Here is a 19922-nt window from a genome sequence, read left to right as displayed (position 1 = left end):
CGGGCTTCATGGGGCGCGACTCGCTGGACCAGTATTCGCAGGCTAAGGGGGCGGTTACTCCTCTGGCGCGTCGAGACGCCGCGCACTCATCGACCCATCCGCCGATCGTAATTTCGTGAGATGCGCTGCAGCAGGACCGGGTCGCGTGAGTCACTGGCGTCGAAGCGCACCTGCACGCTGCCATCGGCCTGCTGACTGATGCTGGCCATCACGACGCTGCCGTTGCTGTTGCCCACCACCACGCCGCGCGCCGGATCCTGGACCGTGATGGCCAGCCCCTCGTCACGCATGGCCCCGGCCGCAGCGGAAAACGAGCGATCAAAGCTGGCCGGTGTCATGACCACGGTGCCGGCGGGTGCGGCGTAGTCAGCGCAGGCCGACAAAACGAACTGGGCGCTACATGCGACGGCGAGCAGGGCGCGCGTCAAGGTGAAACCTTTACCCAGCCCGGACCGGGATCGAAGGATTGCATGGCCTCTGCCTTCGCTGCACCGTCGGGTCCGAGGTCCCGCTCGTAGACCTGTCCATCGTGACTGACCATGAAGCTCTTGATGCCGGTATCCGCGTAACGAACGGGCCACGCGACGACGGCGAAACCGCCAAACAGCTTGCCGTTCACGACATAGTCGTACGCGCCTCCGGGGGCGTGTGGGCCTTGCGAGGTAAGCAGCTTGAAGTGGTAGCCGTAGTAGCCGGCGTGATCGGCCTGACGCGAGCCCGCGCTGGCGAATGCGACCCCTAACGGGCTTGGCGGATCGTCCGGGCCGGTGGGCCAGTAGAGGCCGTCCCGTTTGCCGGGCGAGCTCGATAACTTCCTGGCATAAGCGAGGACGCCGCTGCCGTCGTGATCCACCTGCGCGTATTCGCGCTGCGCATCGTAGACGGCCAGCATCGTCTGGATGACGGCCAGCTCGTTGCGCCCAATGCGGCGCAGGCGCATTTCCTCGACGCCGGCGCGCGTGTCGAAATGCCAGCCTTGCGCCGATTTCACCAAAGGAATGGGGAGTGTCCAACCATCTTTGCCGACGGCGATGTCGGCATGGTCGTCGTCGACAGTCTGAATCGTGTGCGAGTCCTCCCAGGCGGTCAGGAAGCGGCTGCGAATGTCTGAACCGACTGGCGGAATGAGGTCGCGAAACCGGTCGCCGAGCAAGACCTTCAGGCCTGCTTCGTCGCTACCGGCGACCGCGTTACCAAATGCGGTCATCGCTTCCTGGGGCGATTCGAAGTGCTTCTGCGCGTAGGCCGTACCGGGTGCGCCGACGCAGAGCGTCAGAACAAGCGCGGCCCCGGCGCCGAGCGAGATCAGGCGGGCCGCCAGAGATCGTAGTAATGACTTCATGCTGGTGTCTCCTTAGCGCCTGCCGCGTCCGCCACCGCCGCCCGCCCGCATGCCACCGCCGCCACTCGGACGGCTGAAATTCGACGACTGCGCGCTGGATCGGCCGCGGTTGAAGTCCTGCTGTGAACGGCCACCGCCGCCGACACCCTGGAAGGCTCCGTCGCGGTTGCCGCCTCCGGTACTGGGCCGTGCGGACGCTGCGGCGCGATTGCCGACGCTGGCATTGTTGGCTGCGCCGGCCCGGTTTCCGTTGCCGGCTGCGTTGCCGCCACCGGCCCGGTCAGCTATGCCGGCCTGGTTTGCGCCACCGTTGCGGTTGGCTCCGCCTGCGTTGTTTCGTGTACTCGCGCGGTCGCTGACCCCGGCGTTACCCCGGCCGCCGTTGCGATCGCCTGCGCCGCCATTGTTGCGATCGCCCACGCCACCGTTATCGCGTCCGTTTCCGCGATTGCCTGCGTTACCGCGATCACCCCGATCACCCGCGTCGCCATTTCGACCACGGAAATCACCCCGTGCATCGGAGCCGGAGACGTTTCTCGAATATTTTTCACGAGACGCATTGTCGCGATAGGCAACCCCCTGGCGATGGCTTGCATCATGCTGCCACTTGCCGCCCTGAACCTTGCTGCGATCGAAATTTCGATCGATATTGGCGGCCTTGTTGACGTTGATATTGACGTCTCCGCCGCCCCAGTTGCAGTTGCCGAAGATGGCGCCTGCGGCGGCCAGTCCGACGCCCCATGCGAGGCCCGTGGCGAGCGCGGCCCCGGGGTAATAGGCGGGTGCCGGCGGCCAGTAGTAGGGCGGATAGCTTGGATAGCTCCATGTGCCGTACACGACAGTCGGGTTGTAGGCCGGCACGTAGATGACTTGCGGATTCGCCGGTTCGATCTTCACGATCGTCTGCGTTGCCTGGGCGCCCGCCGGCGCTGGCTCGACGCTGACGTTCTGTTGCTCATTGGACTTCAGGTTGCCCGATTCCTGCGCCCGCGCGCGCAAGCGCTGCACGGCAGCGAGGACATCCTTCTCCTGGGCGAGGAATGCGTCGCCAAGCTTCTGGGTCCAGTCGAGTTTGTCGTTCATCGGTTCGAGCACCTGCGGAAATGCGACCAGTGATTTCACACTGACATCCCACGACTGGTCCTGTACCGCTTTCACCGCCTCATCGCCCTTGAGTTTCGGATTGGCCTTGACCCAGCGCGCGGCGTGCACGATCTCCAGCGGATAAGTCGAGGCCATCAGTACCTGCGACAGCACGGAGTCAGGATAAAGGGCGATCGGTGCAACCAGTGCTTCGATTTCCTCGGGTTTAAATGTGGGTTTCGCCGCCTGGTCCTGGGCGACTGCATCGATCGAACCCATCATCGGTATCGCGGCGAGCGCCAGGCAGAGCGCTCGCACCAGTCTCTTGGTCCACCGATACATGGCTGGTTCTCCCAACTGAACACACTGTCAGACGGTATGCGGATTTTTGTAGGCGGGTTTGTCAGAGACTGGTGACCGCATTTGTCCAGACTCATACTCGAGGCAACACGATCAGAAAGCGATGACGCGTTGCAGGGCAGCAAGCGAAATGGGGCAGTAAACGAAGCAAACTGTCGCCCTCGGCAGGAGCCGGTTTTCAGTTCATTCGCTAATGAACGCCGTCGCGATGCAGAGTCGAACTCTGGCTTACTGGTCTCACTGCTTTTTTTATTATTGGACCTCGATTCACCTGGTCACAATGAGCCTTTGGTCGTATAGCAGTCGGCCAATTTCCGCCATTCAGCATTGACGACACGAAGTCACTCAAGTGACTGCAATCCTTCCGATAACTGTCGTCGACGCTGAGGCTCTTCCTCCAGCAAGTCGGACCGTTGATGTTCACGCAGAACTGACCCACTTAAGGGTGTAAATTTGGAGTGAACCCATGAAAGAATGATGACTCAGTGCGCATCGCGAGGTGACGACCATCGCCTCGACATTGAAGGGTGTACTCACGCCAATCCTGGAAACGCGATCGATCAATCTTGAGAATACCGGTTGGCGATCCGGTGATTTCAATGCGCAGACATGAGCACCGCGCACGCATTGCGATACACGAAATACTTGCGGTAAAAAATTTGACCCGGTATTGTCGAACCGTTCAGTCATGCAGTGCGGGAGAGATCGTCAGAGGCCGTGACGACGCCGACGGAGCAACCGCCCCGGAAACTCTCAGGCAAAAGGACCGCACCGCGAGAACATCTGGAGAGCGGCGCTATGCGCGCCCACCGAAGGGGATTCCCGGCTTCCACGGCTCGCATGCCGTCGAAAAAACGCTGGGAAGAAACTCTCAGGTACATGGACAGATGGGGCATCAGCGCCGGTTTCGATATGAAATCGACACCGGTGATGCTCAACTACTCTGGACCATGTCATGTCACGAATCGCCATCATCGGCGCCGGCATTACCGGCGTCACCACGGCTCACGCCCTCGCGCAACTCGGCCACCACGTCACCGTATTCGAACGCCATCGCTATGCGGCGATGGAGACTTCGTTCGCGAATGGCGGTCAGTTGTCTGCGAGTAATGCGGAAGTCTGGAACAGTGCCGCCACCGTCATGAAAGGGCTGCGCTGGATGCTTACGCGCGACGCGCCGCTATTGCTCAACCCCACGCCCACATGGCACAAGTATTCGTGGATGGGCGAGTTCCTGCGGCAGATTCCGCATTACCGCGCCAACACGGTCGAAACCGTACGGCTCGCGATCGCCGCACGAGAGCATCTGTTTTCGATCGCCGAAAAAGAAGGCATCGACTTCGATCTGGAGCGGCGCGGCATTCTGCATATCTACAAGACGCAAAAGGAATTCGACGCCGCCAGCAAGGTCAACGAAATGCTGCGCGAAGGTGGACTCGACCGCAGCGCGGTGAGCGCAAGTGAACTGCAACGAATCGAACCTACGCTGCATGGCGACTTCTTCGGTGGCTTCTTTACCCCGTCTGATTCGACCGGTGATATTCACAAATTCACGCGCGGCCTTGCTGAAGCATGCGCGCGGAAGGGCGTCGAATTTCACTACGACGCGGAGATCACGTCGATCGAGCCAGCCGCTGACAGACGCTTCTCGCTAATGGTCAATCTCGAAGGCGAGTCACAGTGCTTCACGTTCGAACGGATCGTGGTGTGCGCGGGTGTGAGGAGCCGCGAGTTTGCGTCGATGCTGGGCGACCACGTGAATATCTACCCGGTGAAGGGCTACTCGATCACCGTCTGTCTCGACGACGAGACGAGTCAGCAGCGCGCGCCATGGGTGAGTCTGCTCGACGATAGCGCGAAGATCGTCACGAGCCGGCTCGGTGCGGATCGTTTTCGGGTGGCCGGTACGGCTGAAATCAACGGCTTTAACCGCGACATTCGTTCGGACCGGATTGCTCCGCTGGTGGACTGGACGCGTCGGCATTTTCCCGAGGTGTCGACTTCGCGCGTCATTCCGTGGGCAGGTCTGCGGCCGATGATGCCGAGCATGTTGCCCAAGGTGGGACGAGGCAAACGGCCTGGCGTGTTCTATAACACCGGGCACGGGCATCTGGGGTGGACCTTGTCAGCCGCCACGGCACAGGTCGTCGCAAGCGCGGTATAGAGGGTCGCGCCGCTGAGTCGTGTGGCCGGCTACGTTGTCGGTCGGCGTGGCGCCACCATCGGGCGGCGTTACCGCCGGTGATGCGATGATCGCCGCTCGCTGTCGATTGGGCGATACCGCGCGTGCTGCGGTATCGCCTCGTGGCATATGTCCTGTGCATCGTGCGAGATGGCCTCATCCGCGCGCCAACGTTCTTGTCGGCCGCTCTGCAAATGACGGCAATCTCGTGACTAGCGAGCGCTAACCCGGTTGTCGTCGTACGGAATGCCAGCCGGCAAGCGGCCCGCGTCGCGGCCATCGAGCTTGGCGCGCAGGCGCCGGATGAAATCCTCGGCGGTCGCGGTCAGCAGTTCCTCGCTGGAGTAGGCGAGGTACATGCCGACCTTCGGCGTCGGCTCGGTCAGCCGCAGTAGTTTGAGCATGCCCTCGTTTGCACGCTGCGATAGCAGCGGCGTCGCCAGCGACGTAAAGACCGCGACCGCCTGCATCTGCATCGACAGTTCGAGGTATAGGTTCATCGAGGAACACCGCGTTATCCGCTCCGGCGGCGGCATACCGTACTCGCCGAATAGCGTTGCTACGAAGCTCGATTCATCGGTCGGGGAATCGAGCAAAAGCCACGGGAGCGCGTGAATCTGCTCGATCGATAAAGACTCGCTACCCAGGTATGAAGCCCCAATCGTCAATTGCACGTCGAGCTCGTACAGCCTGGTCCATTCGAACGCCGCGTTTTTAGGTTCGCCATATTGCGTGAAAATCGCTACATCGATCGTGCCGTTTCGCAGTCCGTCCGAGATGTTTGCGCCACGCCATTCGATCACTTCGAGTTTGACGTCCGGGCGCGCGGTCGTGAGTTCGAGCAGGGAGTCGGCGAGCGCACGGGTAGAGGCAGGAGGGGTGATCGCGAGCGTCAGGCGGCCACCGAGTTCCCCACGCGCTGTCTGCGCATCTTCCGCGATGCGACCGATTTCCCGCTGGACGACGAGCGCGCGTTTCAGCACCTGGTGGGCGAATGGCGTCAACGTGGCGCCATTCGCCGATCGGGTGAGCAATTGCATGCCCAGTTCGACTTCCAGCTCGCGGATGGAGCGGCTGATTGCCGGTTGCGTCAGGAACAGGCGCCGGGCGGCTTCATGAAGACTGCCGGCCTCGGCGACCGCACGCAGCGAATCGAGTTGTCTCAACTTCACAAGCGCCCTCTATTCTCATTGCCAAGGGCATAGCTTAGCGGGACAAAATACGACCGTGCAGAGCAACAGGTGTCAGTTCGCCGTCACCGTCTTGCCTCCGAACAGAATGGTGGGCGGCGTGCCGTCTTCCGCCCATGGATTCACGACGATGAGGCGCTTGCCGTCGAGATCGATGCCCAGCCCTGTCAGCGAATCGCGTTCGATTAGCTGCGTGCGGATCGAGCACACCGCAATATCGATGCCGCCGGTGCGCAGCCACACGGACAATCCCATCGGAATTCGGCCTCCCCATGCTCCGCCGGTGTGATCATGCACCACGCCCATGACCTCCACGTCGAGATCGAGCGGGTCCGCCGACGTGGGCCCGCATTTGCCGCCGAGCCTGATACTCCGCCGATAAATTGAGGGAGGTTTGACAGCCGGACAAAATCAGGCGGCACGTCCGGGAATCGGCGGTTGCACCTCTGCCGGGATCGGGCACACATACGGCTCTTCGGCCAGACGCTCCATCAGCTCAGTGCGCGCGGCCGCGAGCAGCAGAGGGTTCGTGTATAGCTCGAGTGCGGTGGCGGCCATCGTTTTCGCGGCCAGCGTCATCCCCTTGTGCGCCAGTGCACTTTTGCCTTGCGAGACCCACTGCCACGAATGCGGTGACGTCCCAAAAGCGAAGCACGCCGTCATGCACTGCACGGTCGGCGTGACCCAGCTCACATCGCCGACATCCGTCGAACCATGCATTTTCGACGGCCGGTCGTTGTAAAGCTCATCGACACCGTCGAACAACGCTTTTGGCTGGCGCCACGCCGAGGCCAGCATCCGGCCGGCCATCTCGATCTCCTCCGGGCGTGTCGTACGATGCATCGACTCGGCGAACTGCAACTCCTCGCTGTCATACTGCGGCGCACCGAACTGCTTGAGTTTCGCCTGCATCAATTCGTTCAGCGTGGTGTTGCGCAACAGATTGGAACACGCCGAGTGAACCTCGATCTCCAGTTCGCAATCGGTCATCAGCGCCGCACCGCGCGCGATATTGCAGATTCGCTCGTACAGTTCGCTCGCGTCGCGATTGCGCGGAGCGCGGATCATGTACAGCGCCGCCGCATTCGGCTGCACGACGTTCGGCGCAATCCCCCCGGCGTCGGTGATGGCGTAATGCACGCGCGCGTCCGGGATCATGTGTTCGCGCAGAAAGTTGGTGCCGATGTTCATCAGTTCGAGCGCGTCGAGCGCGCTGCGGCCAAGATGCGGCGACGCGCCTGCATGTGCCGCCACGCCCTTGAAGCGAAAGTACGCCTGTTTAACCGCGAGGCTCTCCAGGTTCATGATCGTGTTCGCGACGCCGGGGTGCCAGGTGATCGCGGCCGACACATCGTCGAACAGACCTGCGCGGGTCATGAAGGTTTTACCCCAGCCGCCTTCTTCGGCGGGACAACCGTAGAAGCGCACCGTACCTTCGATTCCATTGCGTTCCAGCGCATTCTTGACCGCGACTGCCGCGAGATGAGCGCTGGTGCCGAGCAGATGGTGGCCGCAACCGTGGCCGTTGCCATTCGAGATCTCGGTCGACGGACAGCAGTTAAGTGCGAGGCTCTCCTGACTCAGCCCGGACAGGGCATCGAACTCGCCGAGGATGCCGATCACCGGGCCACCGGAGCCGGCTTCCGCGACGAACGCCGTCGGAATACCGGCCACACCCTCGCGTACCGTAAATCCCGCGGCTTTCAGAAAGGCGATGTGCGCAGCGGTGGATTTCTGTTCGGTGTAGCCCAACTCCGCGTACTGCCAGATTTCGTCCGATAGCCGGATGTATTTGTCTTTGCTGCTTTCGATAAAGTCTTGAACCAGTTCGATCGACACGGATGTCTCCTCAGTGAAGGAAAAAATGGTGACGCGACGGAGCCGCGCACCCGCTCAGAATTGGTGATTGATACCCAGCGTGACGCTCGAAATGGTGCGTCCTGCCGCAGGCGTCGGCGAGCCGCTGTCGTAGTTGTAGGTGACGCTGGAATTCGGGCCGTTGCGCATGAGACCGACCCGTGCATACACCGAGGTTCGTTTCGACAGGAAGTGATCGATGCCGAGGGTCGTGCCGTACGCGTAATCCTGCGATTTCGTCGTGTCGCGATACGCAACCGAAGCCCGTAGCAAATTACCCCGCCACCACTTTTGCAGGCCCAGCAGATAGGTACTGGCGATCGCGCTATCCGCGGCCTGCGGTACGTACCGGATGTAGGCGCCCTGGGCGATGAATGGGCCGACGTCGTAGAGCAGCGAAGCGAGATAGGTGTCGGTGCGTTTGCCCGGGGCGATAGTCGCGTCGCCGATACAACTGCCGGAGATCGACGGGTCGCACCAGCTTTGCCCGACAGCGACCGACAGTACCGCGCGTTTGTCGACGTAGGAAACCATCGCTGAACGTTGACTGACGGCGGGACCTATCGATTGATCGCCTTTGAGCGAGTAGCTCAGGTCGAAGCCGAATGGACCGAATCGCGGCGAGATATAGCGCACCGTGTTGGGCAGACGTCCCAGCGCGCTGCTGTTTGCACCAAGCCCCAGATCCGACGTGCCGAGAAAGTACGTGTAGACCGATTCGTGCGCGACGCCGAGGAACGGGTCTGCACCAAGCGCGGCAGCGCCGCCGGACGTATATTGACGGCCGAGCGTCAGTTGCCCGTACATGCGGTTCTGGATCCCGATGTAGGAGGCGCGGTTGAAAAGAGATGTCGAGTCCTGAACCGCGCCGGTGTTACCCAGAAAGCCATTTTCGAGCCGGAAGAACACGGTCCACTGGTTACCCAGATACTCCTGGCCGTACAAGCCGAATTTCGATGTCAACGCGCCGCCCGATTGCACTCGCGTGATGCTGTAGGGACCGTCCTTCGTGTAGTTGACACCCATATCCACGGTGCCGTATAGCGTCACGAAGGTGCGCTCCGAAGCCACTCCCAGGGTTTGCGGCCCCAGGCCCGATCCCCAGTACTGGAAGATCGACTGCATTTGCGAGGTGGTCGCATAGGCGGCAGCCGCTGCATCGGGCGGCGCGCCCGGCGACACTTCCGCGAAAGCTCCGGCATAAGCCAGCGTGCCTACCGAGGCGACGAGCGCACTCAACGTCTTTCTCATTGCAGATCTCCACTTGCGTGTTTTGATAAATGCGCTGGTGAACGGGCGAGCCGCTCCCTCGCGTCTCTTTCGAGCGCGAAATCGATTCAGTCAGAGTGATGAATAGCGGGGAGGCAGCCGGCGGACTGGTTGTGGGCCGGCTGGCCTGTTTTATGAGGCGCGTTTGCGCGGTTCAGGCAGGCTGGACATTGCGCAGACCGTGACGATCCCACAGGCGACCATGTAGAGCGCCAGCGACATCGGATTGCCGGTCTTAGCGAGAAGCCAGGTCACGATGAACTGGGCGGATCCGCCAAACAGCGCAACGCCGATGCTGTAGATCACAGACAGTCCGCTCGCCCGCACGCTGGCCGGAAACATTTCCATCAGCAACAGCAACATGGGTGCGCTGCCGAAGCTGCTCACGGCGGTGACCAGCGCGATCATGACGAGGGCCAGCGGCACACTGGGATACATGTTCATTGCCCAGATCACGGGATAGATGAGCAGCGTCGTCAGTGCAACGGACGCAATCGCGAGAGGTTTGCGCGATACGGTTCGATCGGCGATCAACCCCGAAACAAGGCACATGACCGTCATTGTCGCGCCCGACACGCATCCTGCCATCAGCGAGAGCGAGGTGGGAAGGTGCAACACGCGCACCAGGTAGGTCGGCATGAAGAACACGACGAGGTACATGCCAACCGTTCCCGCGACGATAGACAGCACGCCACGCACGATCTTGCTGCCGTGCTCGGAGAACACCGTCGCTAACGGATGAGCCTCCGCGGCTTCCCCGTCCAGTGTTTCGTCGAGATGAGCGCGGATATAAAGACCCACGGGCGCGATCAGCAATCCGAGCAGAAACGGCAGTCGCCAGCCCCAGGATTCGAGTGCCGCTTGCGACAGGCTTGCATACAGCACGGCGCCGCTCAGCGCGCCCAGCAGGGCGGCGAACCCCTGGCTCGCCCCTTGCCAGCCGATCCGGAAACCGCGGCTGCCGAAACTTCCGGACTCCATCAACATCGAGGTCGATGCGCCGATTTCTCCGCCGAGCGAAAAGCCCTGCAAAACGCGGCCGAACACGATGGCGAGGGTGCCCAGAGTTCCGGCCGTGGCGTAGGTCGGCGCAAAGGCGATGCAGAGCGTGCCGCACACCATCAGCGAGATCGTCAGCGTCATCGCTGCCTTGCGGCCGCGCCGGTCGGCGAAACTGCCGATCACCATCGCGCCGAGCGGCCGCATCACGAAGCCGATGCCGAACGTGCCAACCGCCAGCAGCAGGGAGCCATAGGCGCTACTGACGGGGAAGAACAGCTTGCCGATCAGCATCGCGAAGAAGCTGTAGACCGTAAAGTCGTACATTTCGAGCGCATTGCCAATCGAGCATGCCGCGATGGTGCGGAACTGGGAATTTGACCGGCTACGGTGAACGCCAATGGACGTGTCGGCGGATTGCAGGGTGACATTGCTCATCGAAATTCCGGGGGAGGGCGACGGTTTGATGGCAAGCACAGCAGCGATTCATAACGCAGGGAACCGGCATCGGCTTGAGTTGAAGCCAGTATTTCCGGGACAAAAAGCCGACGCTATTCACTTATTTTTGGGGTGATAAATTTTTGTATGCAGTCCGGCCATGCCACGCTCCGTTGCAGATCCAATCCCTGGCTCAGGACGTTTCAGCAACCGCTATGGCATGCGCCGCTGGACTTGGGTTAATTCTCGCCCGGCGTCGTGACGGCCTACCAGACCAGGCACGTCCCGACGGGAGCAGGCACATCAGGCTGGGGGCGGGGCAGTTGAGGTAGTGTAAAGTCCGCAGACCAGCCCCATTTGATAATCAGAACGCCGCGGTATCGGCCGATACCGCGGGTGGCGCATTGTTAGCCTCAGGGATTCTGGCTAACAATCTTTTGGCCGCTTGAATAGAGGAGTTTCAGGCAGTGGATTTCTTCAGATGGTCTCTGATCTATACCCAATAAGTCCTGGATAGTATTCAAGCGGAACAGGATGGCCGACCACGTAGCCGAAGTCGCGACACGCCTCCGTCCGGCAATATGTTGAACCGCACATGAGTGACCGGCTCGACCAGTTCGGGCGTGAACGCGTGCAAACGATCCATGTCGAGCTTTTTCTCGCTCATCAAAACAGGCCAGAACATCGATTGAGTAACAAGCGATTCGTCAGTGCTTGATTTGACGATTGCACCCTGCAGCGAACAGCGATCAGCGTAGTTGCCCTTAAAATGCGCGGTATCAACTTCAACTGTGTGAATCTCGCCAGGAACCGCCAGTTCGATGATGCACCAGTCAGCACCAGGCTCCCGGCGACGGCGCGTTTCCCAACCTTCGCCGATATTCGCCGCACGGGTTGGCAGCAGGAGGTTTGATGCATAACCGTAGTGCTCGTTATTAGCCGTGACGACCCGAGCGCCGTTCATCGCAGACGCGAGATCGACATCTGAATCGCGTGACACATCTCGACGCGGACGTCCATAGACACGCAGACGCGCGACCCCGCCGTCCGGATAAATATTGAGCCGGATATGGGTATATACGTCGCTTTCTTCAATCGCATGAAAGTGATGAGCATTTCCATTGAGCGCAACGGCGGGCAGTACTTCCACCCACCTGGTCTGCGGCCCGGGTATGTCGTCATCCGATTGACACGCCTCGATTGACGCTGCCGGCGGGAAATTGCCGGTGAAGTGACTCGTGTCGATATCCACGCCGAACAATTGACCCGCCACCCCCAGCTTGACTACGCAAAAATCATGGCCCGTCACCCGTTTGCGACGTGATTCCCAGCCGTCCATCCATTTACCGTTTTCGTCATACTTCCCGGCAATAAACACGGCGGGTTCCGGGTCCAGCATCCGTGACATAGGCGCAAAGAAATCGTCGCTGCTCAGCACCGTCCGGGCACCGAGTCGAGGATCGGCGAGATTGATCGCCGTCCGCGAAAATGCGGGTGCATTCGACGTGAGATTGGAATTAGCCATGGTTTGAAACTCGATATAAGTATTCTTGAGAGGCAAAAAATCAGGCGGCCGGAACCCAGGATTGTGTGCCTCGCAATTCAGACTCGACTTTATCGAGTACGGCGATTTCCACTGATTTCGGTGTGTTATCGCCTTGTCCCTGAATCTTGACGATGTCCTGCGGACAGGCCGAGAACGCAACGAAGCAATCCATTTCAGCGCGCAACGTGATGAACTCGCCGGGCTTCGTAACAGTGGGTAGCGTATGCAGCGTGATGCCGTCGGGCTGCACCCGAATATTCATGAAGATATTGAACGATGCAAGGTTCTGTCTCGGCGGCGTGACGCCAAGTTCGAACATCCCTTCGAACATGTTGTCGCAGCAATTGCGGTGATAGCCGCGCACGCCAAGCAGTTCATAACGTTTGCGATCGCATGCCGCCATGAACGTGTCGTGCACGCCGGGTGTCGTATCTTCAACGACGGTCAGGATCGGATGGCGCTGATTAGTGACGAAGCTATCACCGATGACCGGATTGAGTCGCTGATTCCAGACGCGCGTCGCTTCCATGCACATATATTCGTTCAGGTCATACGCATTCCAGGCCCAGCAATCGACTACCTGGGTGCCGAACGAGTTGATTACGCTGACTGCCTGGCCAGCACGCAGTCGAACTGCTTTGCCGTGGCCGGCGGGAACGGTCAAGGTGGTTTGATTCGTGTCGCTCATGAGTGTTTCGATTCCATGTTGAAGCGGTGGAGAAATTGCTGCAGACGAGGGGACGCGGGCGCATCGAGAACGTGGGTGGGCGGTCCTTGTTCGATGATGCGTCCACCGTCCATAAAGATCACCCGGTCGGCGACATCGCGCGCGAAGCCGATCTCGTGGGTGACGACGATCATCGTCGTATTCTTTGCGGCGAGGCCGCGCATGACCGCGAGCACTTCGCTAACCAGTTCGGGGTCGAGTGCGCTTGTCGGTTCGTCGAAAAGAATCACTTCCGGTGCCATCGCCAGCGTGCGCGCGATCCCCACGCGCTGCTGCTGACCGCCCGAGAGATTTGCGGGCATCGAAGTGTGTTTGCCGCCCAAACCTACTTGCCGCAGCGCTTCGATTGCAACATCGCTGGCGGCAAGACGGCTCATACGTTTCACCGACAACAATCCTTCCATCACATTCTCCAGCGCCGTCATGTGCGGCCATAGATTGAAGCTCTGAAATACCATGCCAATCCGGCTGCGCTGCGCGCTTATCTCACGGTCGGGGCGGGGGCTCGTCGAGCCGCTTGCGTTCTCGCGCACGCCGACCCGTTCATCGCCGATCCAGATCGCACCTTCGTCGGGCGGCGACAGCCAGTTCAGACAACGTAGCAGCGTCGATTTTCCCGAGCCGGACGGTCCGAGTACGCAGACCGTTTCGCCTTGAGCGATGTTCAGATCGACTCCGTCGAGAATACGGTTCGTCCCGAATGATTTAACGATACCGGCTGCCTTGATCGCAACGGCCGGGGAAGCAGGAACAGATTTCATGCGGATCACCTGGGCAAGGAAACCCGCAGGGCACTGCCGAGCCGGCGTTCCCAGAAACGGGTCAGAAAATAAATGATCGATGTCGCGGCCCAGTAAACCATCGCTACGACGAAATAGACTTCGAGTGGCGCGTACGTGTCCGACACGACGCCCTTCGCGGCGAACATGAACTCATGCACAGAGATCACAGATAGCAGCGCAGAATCCTTGATCAGGCCGATCAGCAATCCGGTCATCGTAGGGAGCAGCAACGGCAACGCCTGAGGCGCGATAATGCGTCGCGCGATTCTTGCCGGCGACATGCCGATCGCGGTACCTGCTTCGATGGTGCCCGCGGGTACGGCGGCGACAGCAGCGTGAATGACTTCGGCAACATAGGGGCCGTAATAGATCGCGAGAGTCACCGTGCCAACTAGCGGAGCAGGCAGGAGCACGCCGAAATCCGGCAGGACGAAGAACATCACGTAGAGCAGCACGAGTAGCGGTAAGCCGAGCGTGAGTGCCGTATAGGCTCGGATGAGCGAAACGATCCACGGAGATCCACGACGTTGACCGATCGTCAGCAAGATGCCGAGCGCGCCCGCCATCGCCGCACCGGCAATGCACAGCCAGACAGTACTGGCGAATCCGCTCGCTAACGTCTGCCAGTAGCCGGATAGAACACCGAGATCGAACGTCATCGCGCTTCCCCGGTGAGAGTGACCGCGCGGCTAACTACCGGCACGCGTGGCCGCGACCGCTGTTGTACGTGCCGTGCAGCGTAGATAACCGGCAATGCGACAGCCAGATATCCCACGCTGACCAGCAGCATGACCTGCGTGGACGTATAGGTCCGCGCGATTACCATTTGTCCGGCATACGTCAGTTCCGTCACAGCGACTACCGACGCGAGCGGCGTCGTCTTCAGCAGAATGGTGAACTCGTTGATCAACGCAGGCAGACTCGCCTTTAACATCTGCGGCAACGCAATTCGTGCTGCAATACGCCAGCGAGGCATACCGAGCGCAATTGCGGCCTCATACTGCCCAGTCGTAATCACGCGCATGTTGCCTCGCAATATTTCAGCCGTGTAGGCGCCGCTGTTCAGCCCGAGTGCGAGCGCGGCGGCCAGCATCGGGCGGCCGCCCAGACCGATCAGCGGTAGTGCGAAGAACAGCACGAACAACTGGACGAGCGCTGGCGTGCCACGCATGAAACTGATGTAGAGGCGAGCGATCCAGCGCAATGGCGCGACGCGTGTCAGTTGCATCGCCAGTGCGAGATGCCCGAACACGACACTGCCGGTCGCGCCGAGTAGTGTCAGTTCCACGGTTATCAGCCAGCCGTCGACCAGCGTAGGCAGGCTATGGATCACTTGCGGGTCGAAGCCCATCGCGGCGTTTTCCCAGAATTAGAGTTCGTCGAGTTCTTCTGCGGACGACAGTTCCAGCTCGCCGGGTTTATCGTTGCCAGCGATTCCGGTGCAGCACGCCGACACGATGAACACCATATCCGTCACGACGCGGCATGCGACGAAATCGCCCGCGCGCGTAGCATTGGGTAGTGGTTCGATACGTCCGTCCCGATGGAGCGCGACATGCATGAACAGATTGATCGGATCGGGCATCTTCGGCGGCTTCAGCCCGAGTGCACTGATCACCTCGCTGACTGACTCAACGCATCCGGTCTGTCCGGTATAGCCTTGTTCGATGAGGAACGCAGTCGTGGATGCGGGCAAAAGCAGATCGTGCTTGCCACACGAGTCCTTACCCAACACCATCATCGCGCGTCGGCGGTTGCTAACGATCCGCATGCCTGCTGCCAGCACATAAGAATTGCTGAAGACGCGGGTGTGATGGACCGACATATAGATGTCGTCGCTGGTGCGGCTGAAGCCGAACATCGAGGCGACCGCACCCGCTTCTTTTGCTTCTATGCGAAGGATCTGGCCGGCTTTAACTTCAATGGCGCGGCTTTCGCCAGCAGGCACGATGATGGTTTGCGGCGCAAGCGCCGCACGTGAAGGCGATTCTTTAAGAAGCAACATAGTCGAGTTCTTTTCAGGTTTGATCAGGCGGTGCCTGCCGAAGGCAGAATGGAGATGGCGATATCGGTCACTTTCAGCCCGTTGCCGGGAATAATGTCCTGTGGACACGACGACACTGCACACACCAGGTCTTCCAGGACATCGAATGTGATGTGATCGCCAGCTTTGCTCGTTGGATCAGTCACCTGCATCCGGCAGTCGGCGGTGACCGGGCCGTTCTGAAAAAGATTGAACGGCTCGGGCACGTCGAATGGCGAAAGCCCGTACAACGCAAGGCCCGCATGCATGTTGTCGAGGCAATTGCGATGGCCCGTCACATTGAAGTCGACCGTGAAGCGCGTATCGTCACAGGCGGGAACATTGGCATCGTGAACGCCGACGGTATCCACGACGACCCGCAACAGCGGCCGTCCCAGCGACGAATACAGCGCATCGCCCACATTGAAAAAGAGCGTTTCAAGTTGTCGTCGGGTATGGGTCGGAGAAAGTTTCTCGGCATGATTCGATGAAACGACTGCAACGAAATCGGCTGCCTGTTGCCCTTCGACATCGATGATCGTCAGGCGTTGGCCCGCCTTTACTTCAAATGTCCGGCCATGTCCGGCCTTGACGGTGAGAGTCTGAGCTTGATCTTTCATTTGATTTGCCGACGCTTATTGCTGGGGGATGAAGTCGGAGGTCGGCGTATTGAAGCTCACACCGAGATTGGCCTTTTGCAACTGTGCGAGTTCGCCAGATTTCTTCATTGCGATTATCTGGTCGCTGATGGCCTTGTTCAGACGAGCATCGTCAGGACGGGTCGCCCATGCGATCCATTGCGCCGGGCCGAGTTCGCCAGTCGATTTGAGTTTGCCAGGGTTCTGCTTGACCACACCCGCAAGCACGGTCATATCGTCGAATACGAAATCGGCGCGGCGAGTCATCAATGCAGCGACTGTCTGATCGACGCTGTCCACGCTGATCAACGTGATCGGTGCGAGGCCCTTGGCCTTTAATGTTTCGTTGAACTGCGTGAGGATCTTTTCGGGGGCGCTTGCACTTTTCACTGCGGCAGTCAGGCCCGCAAGCGATTCGATAGTGGGATTCGCCGGGATCTTCTTGAAATCCGCGCGCACGAGTGCGCCGTTGACGGTCTTGCTGGTTGGCACGACGTATGCGAGACGTTTCGCACGTTCTGCGGTGACGTTCAGCGCCGAGCCCTCGATATCGAATGAATGCGCAAGCAGTCCGGGAATGATGCCGCTGAATGCCATGCGTTGATATTCGATCTTGACGCCCAGGTGTTTCGCGACCGCCGCAAGAATCGCGGGATCGAAACCGACGATGTTGTTATTGGCATCGGTGTATTCATACGGCGCAAAAGTCGGGTCTATGCCGACGGTCATCGTGCCGCGGCTCTTGATGTCGTCGAGGGTGTCCGCGCTAGCGGTGGCGGAGTGGATCAACGTGCAAAACGACAACAACGCTGCGAGGTGGGTAATGGAGAGGCGGCGCTTCGACATCGATGGAACTCCCGTTGACAGATGGATGATGCAGGACGTAATGCATGATCCATACCAGTCGATGTCGTGAAACGCGTGTTTCATCTGTTTTTACTTATAAACACACGTTTCTAAAAGGTGAATTAAGAAACATGAGTTTCACGTTTGCAGCAACCGATCTATAATGAATCCCGGAAATTAATCATCGAGTTGCACTCGATGTGTGCAACTTCACGCTGTGCGCACTATCCCGGTGCTGCTTGCTCACCGATTCCGCGCGCTAACCTGTTCATAGCCAGAATGCCGAAAGCCCAATCAAAAAAAGATGAGCGCGTTGCGCAGTCAGTCGAAAGTCGTATCGCGGAGAGCTACGACGAGCTGTCTGAAATCGATCAGCGTCTTGCTGACGTGATCCTGAGTGCACCTGGTCAACTGGCGATGCAGACGGCAACCGAACTCGCGACGAGTGCACAGGTGTCGAAGGCGACCGCTACCCGTTTTTTCCAGAAGCTGGGGTACGCGTCCTACGACGACGCCCGCGCGATTGCCCGTGCGGCGCAGGTCGGCGGTTCGCCGCTGTACTTGCAGGGGCGTGGCCGGAAAAGCGCAGACAGCACGCTCGATGAACTGATTCAGGCGCATCTGCAACACGAAGTTGAAAACCTGGCCAACACGTACCGATCGCTCGATACACAGGTAGTGAGCGAGGTAGTCGATGCGCTGGCGCACGCACGGCGGGTGGTTGTCATCGGCTACCGTCACAGCTATACGGTGGCGACGATGATCCGGCGCGAGCTGATCCAGGTACGCTCAGATGTCGTTCTTCTGCCCGCGCCAGGTGACACGGTCGGAGAGTATCTGGCCGATCTGGGCGAAAAAGATATCGTTGTTCTGGTCGGCTTACGTAGACGGGTGCCCGCTGTCGGCCATATCGCTACGGCGCTGGCGCAGGCGGGCGTTCCCATCCTTTACATGTCCGACGTGATTGCGGGAAAACCGGCGAAACTGGCGCGATGGGTTATCCGATGCCAGACCGACGGCCTGATGCTGTTCGATAGCCTGATTGGTCTGACGGCAGTCGTGAATCTGATCTGCTCGCTGGTTGCGCAGCGACTGCTCGAGCACGGCAGTAATCACTTGCAGCGTATCGAGATCATGCACGATAGTTTGAGAGAGCTCGACTAGTGAGAGAGCGTCGGCACTCGTGCGAGCCGACATTGCTCATCTTGAGCGAGTCGAGCCTCGCGCGTCTGAACATGACCCACGATACGTTTCGATGGCAAGCCAGATTAATGGGCAACCATGTTTTTCCGCGATCCGACCTGCAATCCAATCGAGGTAATGGCTCGCGAGTCTCGACAAGCTCTACGAAATATGGAGGACGTCTTGTCGTTTTATAGCTCAAATGTGCATCGGCGTCCCTTTGAATCGCTGGATGATTTCTTCGCCCTGCCAGACGGACTATCCTGGTTGCCGTATCGACCTACCGGTCATCGCTGCTAGCAACCTTCCTTGTCATCTCCTGTTTCCAACTCTCCGGCAACTTCGGGTTAGCTCCAACGGAGTCGCCGCGAGGTCGGATCAGTCAACCAGCTTGTGAAGGGTTCGAACGGCAACTGCCAATGCCGCGCGCTCTTCACGACTCGTCTTTTTTATCAGTTGCTCTGTCAGCCATTGCGAACGTGCAGACCGGTCATGCGCAATCTGTGCGCGTCCCTGGTCGGTCAGGTCCACGACGTAAGCGCGGCGGTCTTCAGCGTCCTGTTGCAGGATTACCACCCCTTGTTCGACCAGTTTCATGACGACCAGCCGCATCGTTTGATGTGTCACCGACCTCGCCACGGCCAAGGCTGAAATACTGACAGGGCCGGACCGCTCCAGCAGCGAAAGTGTCTCGTTCTGCGCGTTCGAGTGCGTGCCACTTTGCGCGCGGACAACCTTAACGAGGCGGCTCACGACATCGCGAATTGACTCGCCCAGGAATGCGGGGTCATCGGCGCGGGCGGTTGAGACGTCACTTCGACTCATGTTGGGTGCACTCACTGTTTGTGAAGTCGCGCAACGACAGCTGCAAGCGTATTCACGCCCCAATGTTCGACGTATTGTCCGTCCCGAATACGGACGATATCGATTACGTCGATGGAAATATTTTCGCCGGTGGCCGCCGCGCCAAGCAGCGTCCCAACATGCTTGCCGGAGATCGACTTTCGCGTCGTGACCTTATCGCCGTCGCAAAGTTGCTCATGGATGTGGACCTCCAGGCCCGCGATTGCTGGGCGCAACACCGAAGCAAATGTCGCCCACATGGTTTCGGCGCCTCGCGTCGCCTCACTTGGCGCAGACCAGTTGACGAAGTCGGGTGCCATGAGTGCTTCGAAGCTTTCTCGATTGCCGTCGCGGATTACTTCGTAATTGAATCGCTTGACAACAGCTTTGGGGTCGTTGGTGTACATGCCAGTCCTTAACTACCTTGAAAATTCGTCGACTCCCGCAGGAGAGCGCGTGACGATAATATACAGCAATGCTGTATATTTCAAGAAGCTAAGTGCCGTAGCTTGATCTGTATGACTGACCGGACTACTTGTTGACGTCTGATGAGAGGAGTTTGCTGTTGCAGTCGAGCGTTCCGATCAGTGCTTTAACAGGTCGACTTGGCTCTTG

20 protein-coding genes and 1 riboswitch are annotated in these 19922 nt (G+C 59.6%); of the genes, 2 read left to right on the top strand and 18 right to left on the bottom strand.

From position 1 onward, the window contains the following. Positions 1 to 86: 86 nt before the first annotated feature. From BLS41_RS23320 to BLS41_RS23310, 3 genes are read right to left on the bottom strand one after another with little or no spacing between them, the layout of a single operon-like run. Entirely contained in the window at positions 87 to 428 is a 342-nt protein-coding gene (locus BLS41_RS23320; protein WP_074769118.1) for a hypothetical protein, read from the bottom strand. Continuing rightward, positions 425 to 1342, bottom strand: a complete 918-nt coding sequence (locus BLS41_RS23315) for a DUF2950 domain-containing protein (protein ID WP_074769116.1) — start codon at positions 1340 to 1342, stop codon at positions 425 to 427. The genes BLS41_RS23320 and BLS41_RS23315 overlap by 4 nt, the downstream gene beginning before the upstream one ends. Before the next feature lie 12 nt (positions 1343 to 1354). Continuing rightward, complete coding sequence (locus tag BLS41_RS23310) at positions 1355 to 2767, bottom strand: DUF3300 domain-containing protein (protein WP_074769115.1); 1413 nt, start codon at positions 2765 to 2767, stop codon at positions 1355 to 1357. Between the two features lie 704 nt (positions 2768 to 3471). After that, positions 3472 to 3564: riboswitch (glycine riboswitch) on the top strand. 176 nt (positions 3565 to 3740) lie between these two features. Between BLS41_RS23310 and BLS41_RS23305 the strand changes: the two genes are divergently transcribed. Beyond that, positions 3741 to 4949: a D-amino acid dehydrogenase gene (locus tag BLS41_RS23305; RefSeq protein ID WP_074769113.1), complete on the top strand. Its 1209-nt coding sequence runs from the start codon at positions 3741 to 3743 to the stop codon at positions 4947 to 4949. Positions 4950 to 5179: 230 nt separating this feature from the next. Here BLS41_RS23305 and BLS41_RS23300 read toward each other — a convergent pair whose 3' ends face one another. The 13 genes from BLS41_RS23300 to BLS41_RS23240 all read right to left on the bottom strand — a co-directional run bounded on the left by BLS41_RS23300 (position 5180) and on the right by BLS41_RS23240 (position 17282). Beyond that, on the bottom strand, positions 5180 to 6139 hold the full coding sequence (locus BLS41_RS23300) for a LysR family transcriptional regulator (RefSeq protein WP_074769111.1): 960 nt from the start codon (positions 6137 to 6139) through the stop codon (positions 5180 to 5182). Positions 6140 to 6211: 72 nt separating this feature from the next. Next, positions 6212 to 6526 carry an MlrC C-terminal domain-containing protein gene (locus tag BLS41_RS23295; RefSeq protein WP_290439538.1) on the bottom strand — a complete coding sequence of 105 codons (315 nt, stop codon included), beginning with the start codon at positions 6524 to 6526 and terminating at the stop codon, positions 6212 to 6214. Positions 6527 to 6568: 42 nt separating this feature from the next. Further along, positions 6569 to 7996: a M20 family metallopeptidase gene (locus tag BLS41_RS23290; RefSeq protein WP_074769107.1), complete on the bottom strand. Its 1428-nt coding sequence runs from the start codon at positions 7994 to 7996 to the stop codon at positions 6569 to 6571. 54 nt (positions 7997 to 8050) lie between these two features. After that, positions 8051 to 9265: a porin gene (locus BLS41_RS23285; protein WP_074769105.1), complete on the bottom strand. Its 1215-nt coding sequence runs from the start codon at positions 9263 to 9265 to the stop codon at positions 8051 to 8053. A gap of 150 nt (positions 9266 to 9415) precedes the next feature. Then, positions 9416 to 10720 (bottom strand): MFS transporter, encoded by a 1305-nt coding sequence (locus BLS41_RS23280; protein WP_074769103.1) that lies wholly within the window; start codon positions 10718 to 10720, stop codon positions 9416 to 9418. Between the two features lie 520 nt (positions 10721 to 11240). Continuing rightward, the gene (gene alc / locus BLS41_RS23275; protein ID WP_074769101.1) at positions 11241 to 12245 is read right to left on the bottom strand and encodes an allantoicase; all 1005 of its coding nucleotides are present in this window, start codon (positions 12243 to 12245) and stop codon (positions 11241 to 11243) included. A gap of 40 nt (positions 12246 to 12285) precedes the next feature. Continuing rightward, positions 12286 to 12954 carry a DUF1989 domain-containing protein gene (locus tag BLS41_RS23270; protein WP_074769099.1) on the bottom strand — a complete coding sequence of 223 codons (669 nt, stop codon included), beginning with the start codon at positions 12952 to 12954 and terminating at the stop codon, positions 12286 to 12288. Beyond that, entirely contained in the window at positions 12951 to 13754 is an 804-nt protein-coding gene (locus tag BLS41_RS23265; protein ID WP_074769098.1) for an amino acid ABC transporter ATP-binding protein, read from the bottom strand. Before BLS41_RS23265 ends, BLS41_RS23270 begins: the two co-directional genes overlap by 4 nt. A gap of 5 nt (positions 13755 to 13759) precedes the next feature. Then, entirely contained in the window at positions 13760 to 14434 is a 675-nt protein-coding gene (locus tag BLS41_RS23260) for an amino acid ABC transporter permease (RefSeq protein WP_074769096.1), read from the bottom strand. Continuing rightward, entirely contained in the window at positions 14431 to 15126 is a 696-nt protein-coding gene (locus tag BLS41_RS23255) for an amino acid ABC transporter permease (protein ID WP_074769094.1), read from the bottom strand. Before BLS41_RS23255 ends, BLS41_RS23260 begins: the two co-directional genes overlap by 4 nt. 18 nt (positions 15127 to 15144) lie before the next feature. Then, complete coding sequence (locus tag BLS41_RS23250; RefSeq protein WP_253189741.1) at positions 15145 to 15888, bottom strand: urea carboxylase-associated family protein; 744 nt, start codon at positions 15886 to 15888, stop codon at positions 15145 to 15147. Beyond that, positions 15804 to 16418, bottom strand: a complete 615-nt coding sequence (locus BLS41_RS23245; RefSeq protein WP_074769090.1) for a DUF1989 domain-containing protein — start codon at positions 16416 to 16418, stop codon at positions 15804 to 15806. The genes BLS41_RS23250 and BLS41_RS23245 overlap by 85 nt, the downstream gene beginning before the upstream one ends. A 15-nt stretch (positions 16419 to 16433) precedes the next feature. Then, a complete protein-coding gene (locus BLS41_RS23240) occupies positions 16434 to 17282 on the bottom strand; it encodes a transporter substrate-binding domain-containing protein (protein ID WP_074769088.1) in 849 nt (282 codons plus the stop codon). A gap of 144 nt (positions 17283 to 17426) precedes the next feature. Here BLS41_RS23240 and BLS41_RS23235 point away from each other — a divergent pair, with 144 nt between their 5' ends. Continuing rightward, positions 17427 to 18446, top strand: a complete 1020-nt coding sequence (locus BLS41_RS23235; protein ID WP_253189740.1) for a MurR/RpiR family transcriptional regulator — start codon at positions 17427 to 17429, stop codon at positions 18444 to 18446. Between the two features lie 396 nt (positions 18447 to 18842). Here BLS41_RS23235 and BLS41_RS23230 read toward each other — a convergent pair whose 3' ends face one another. Further along, the gene (locus BLS41_RS23230) at positions 18843 to 19304 is read right to left on the bottom strand and encodes a MarR family winged helix-turn-helix transcriptional regulator (protein ID WP_253189739.1); all 462 of its coding nucleotides are present in this window, start codon (positions 19302 to 19304) and stop codon (positions 18843 to 18845) included. Further along, a complete protein-coding gene (locus BLS41_RS23225) occupies positions 19301 to 19714 on the bottom strand; it encodes an ester cyclase (RefSeq protein ID WP_074769082.1) in 414 nt (137 codons plus the stop codon). The genes BLS41_RS23230 and BLS41_RS23225 overlap by 4 nt, the downstream gene beginning before the upstream one ends. Positions 19715 to 19922 lie beyond the last annotated feature (208 nt).

Origin of the sequence: Paraburkholderia fungorum (genome assembly GCF_900099835.1) — a bacterium.
In the GTDB taxonomy this organism is placed as follows: domain Bacteria; phylum Pseudomonadota; class Gammaproteobacteria; order Burkholderiales; family Burkholderiaceae; genus Paraburkholderia; species Paraburkholderia fungorum_A.
The sequence above is the reverse complement of the archived record's forward strand: the minus strand, read 5'-3'. Positions and strand labels throughout refer to the sequence as shown.

Excerpts from the sequence above, each read along its gene's own strand:
- BLS41_RS23265 (WP_074769098.1), bottom strand. The coding sequence starts at position 13,754 with ATGAAATCTGTTCCTGCTTCCCCGGCCGTTGCGATCAAGGCAGCCGGT.
- BLS41_RS23280 (WP_074769103.1), bottom strand. The coding sequence starts at position 10,720 with ATGAGCAATGTCACCCTGCAATCCGCCGACACGTCCATTGGCGTTCAC.
- BLS41_RS23285 (WP_074769105.1), bottom strand. The coding sequence starts at position 9,265 with ATGAGAAAGACGTTGAGTGCGCTCGTCGCCTCGGTAGGCACGCTGGCT.
- BLS41_RS23305 (WP_074769113.1), top strand. The coding sequence starts at position 3,741 with ATGTCACGAATCGCCATCATCGGCGCCGGCATTACCGGCGTCACCACG.
- BLS41_RS23225 (WP_074769082.1), bottom strand. The coding sequence starts at position 19,714 with ATGTACACCAACGACCCCAAAGCTGTTGTCAAGCGATTCAATTACGAA.
- BLS41_RS23315 (WP_074769116.1), bottom strand. The coding sequence starts at position 1,342 with ATGAAGTCATTACTACGATCTCTGGCGGCCCGCCTGATCTCGCTCGGC.
- BLS41_RS23255 (WP_074769094.1), bottom strand. The coding sequence starts at position 15,126 with ATGGGCTTCGACCCGCAAGTGATCCATAGCCTGCCTACGCTGGTCGAC.
- BLS41_RS23245 (WP_074769090.1), bottom strand. The coding sequence starts at position 16,418 with ATGAAAGATCAAGCTCAGACTCTCACCGTCAAGGCCGGACATGGCCGG.
- BLS41_RS23270 (WP_074769099.1), bottom strand. The coding sequence starts at position 12,954 with ATGAGCGACACGAATCAAACCACCTTGACCGTTCCCGCCGGCCACGGC.
- BLS41_RS23240 (WP_074769088.1), bottom strand. The coding sequence starts at position 17,282 with ATGTCGAAGCGCCGCCTCTCCATTACCCACCTCGCAGCGTTGTTGTCG.
- alc (WP_074769101.1), bottom strand. The coding sequence starts at position 12,245 with ATGGCTAATTCCAATCTCACGTCGAATGCACCCGCATTTTCGCGGACG.
- BLS41_RS23310 (WP_074769115.1), bottom strand. The coding sequence starts at position 2,767 with ATGTATCGGTGGACCAAGAGACTGGTGCGAGCGCTCTGCCTGGCGCTC.
- BLS41_RS23260 (WP_074769096.1), bottom strand. The coding sequence starts at position 14,434 with ATGACGTTCGATCTCGGTGTTCTATCCGGCTACTGGCAGACGTTAGCG.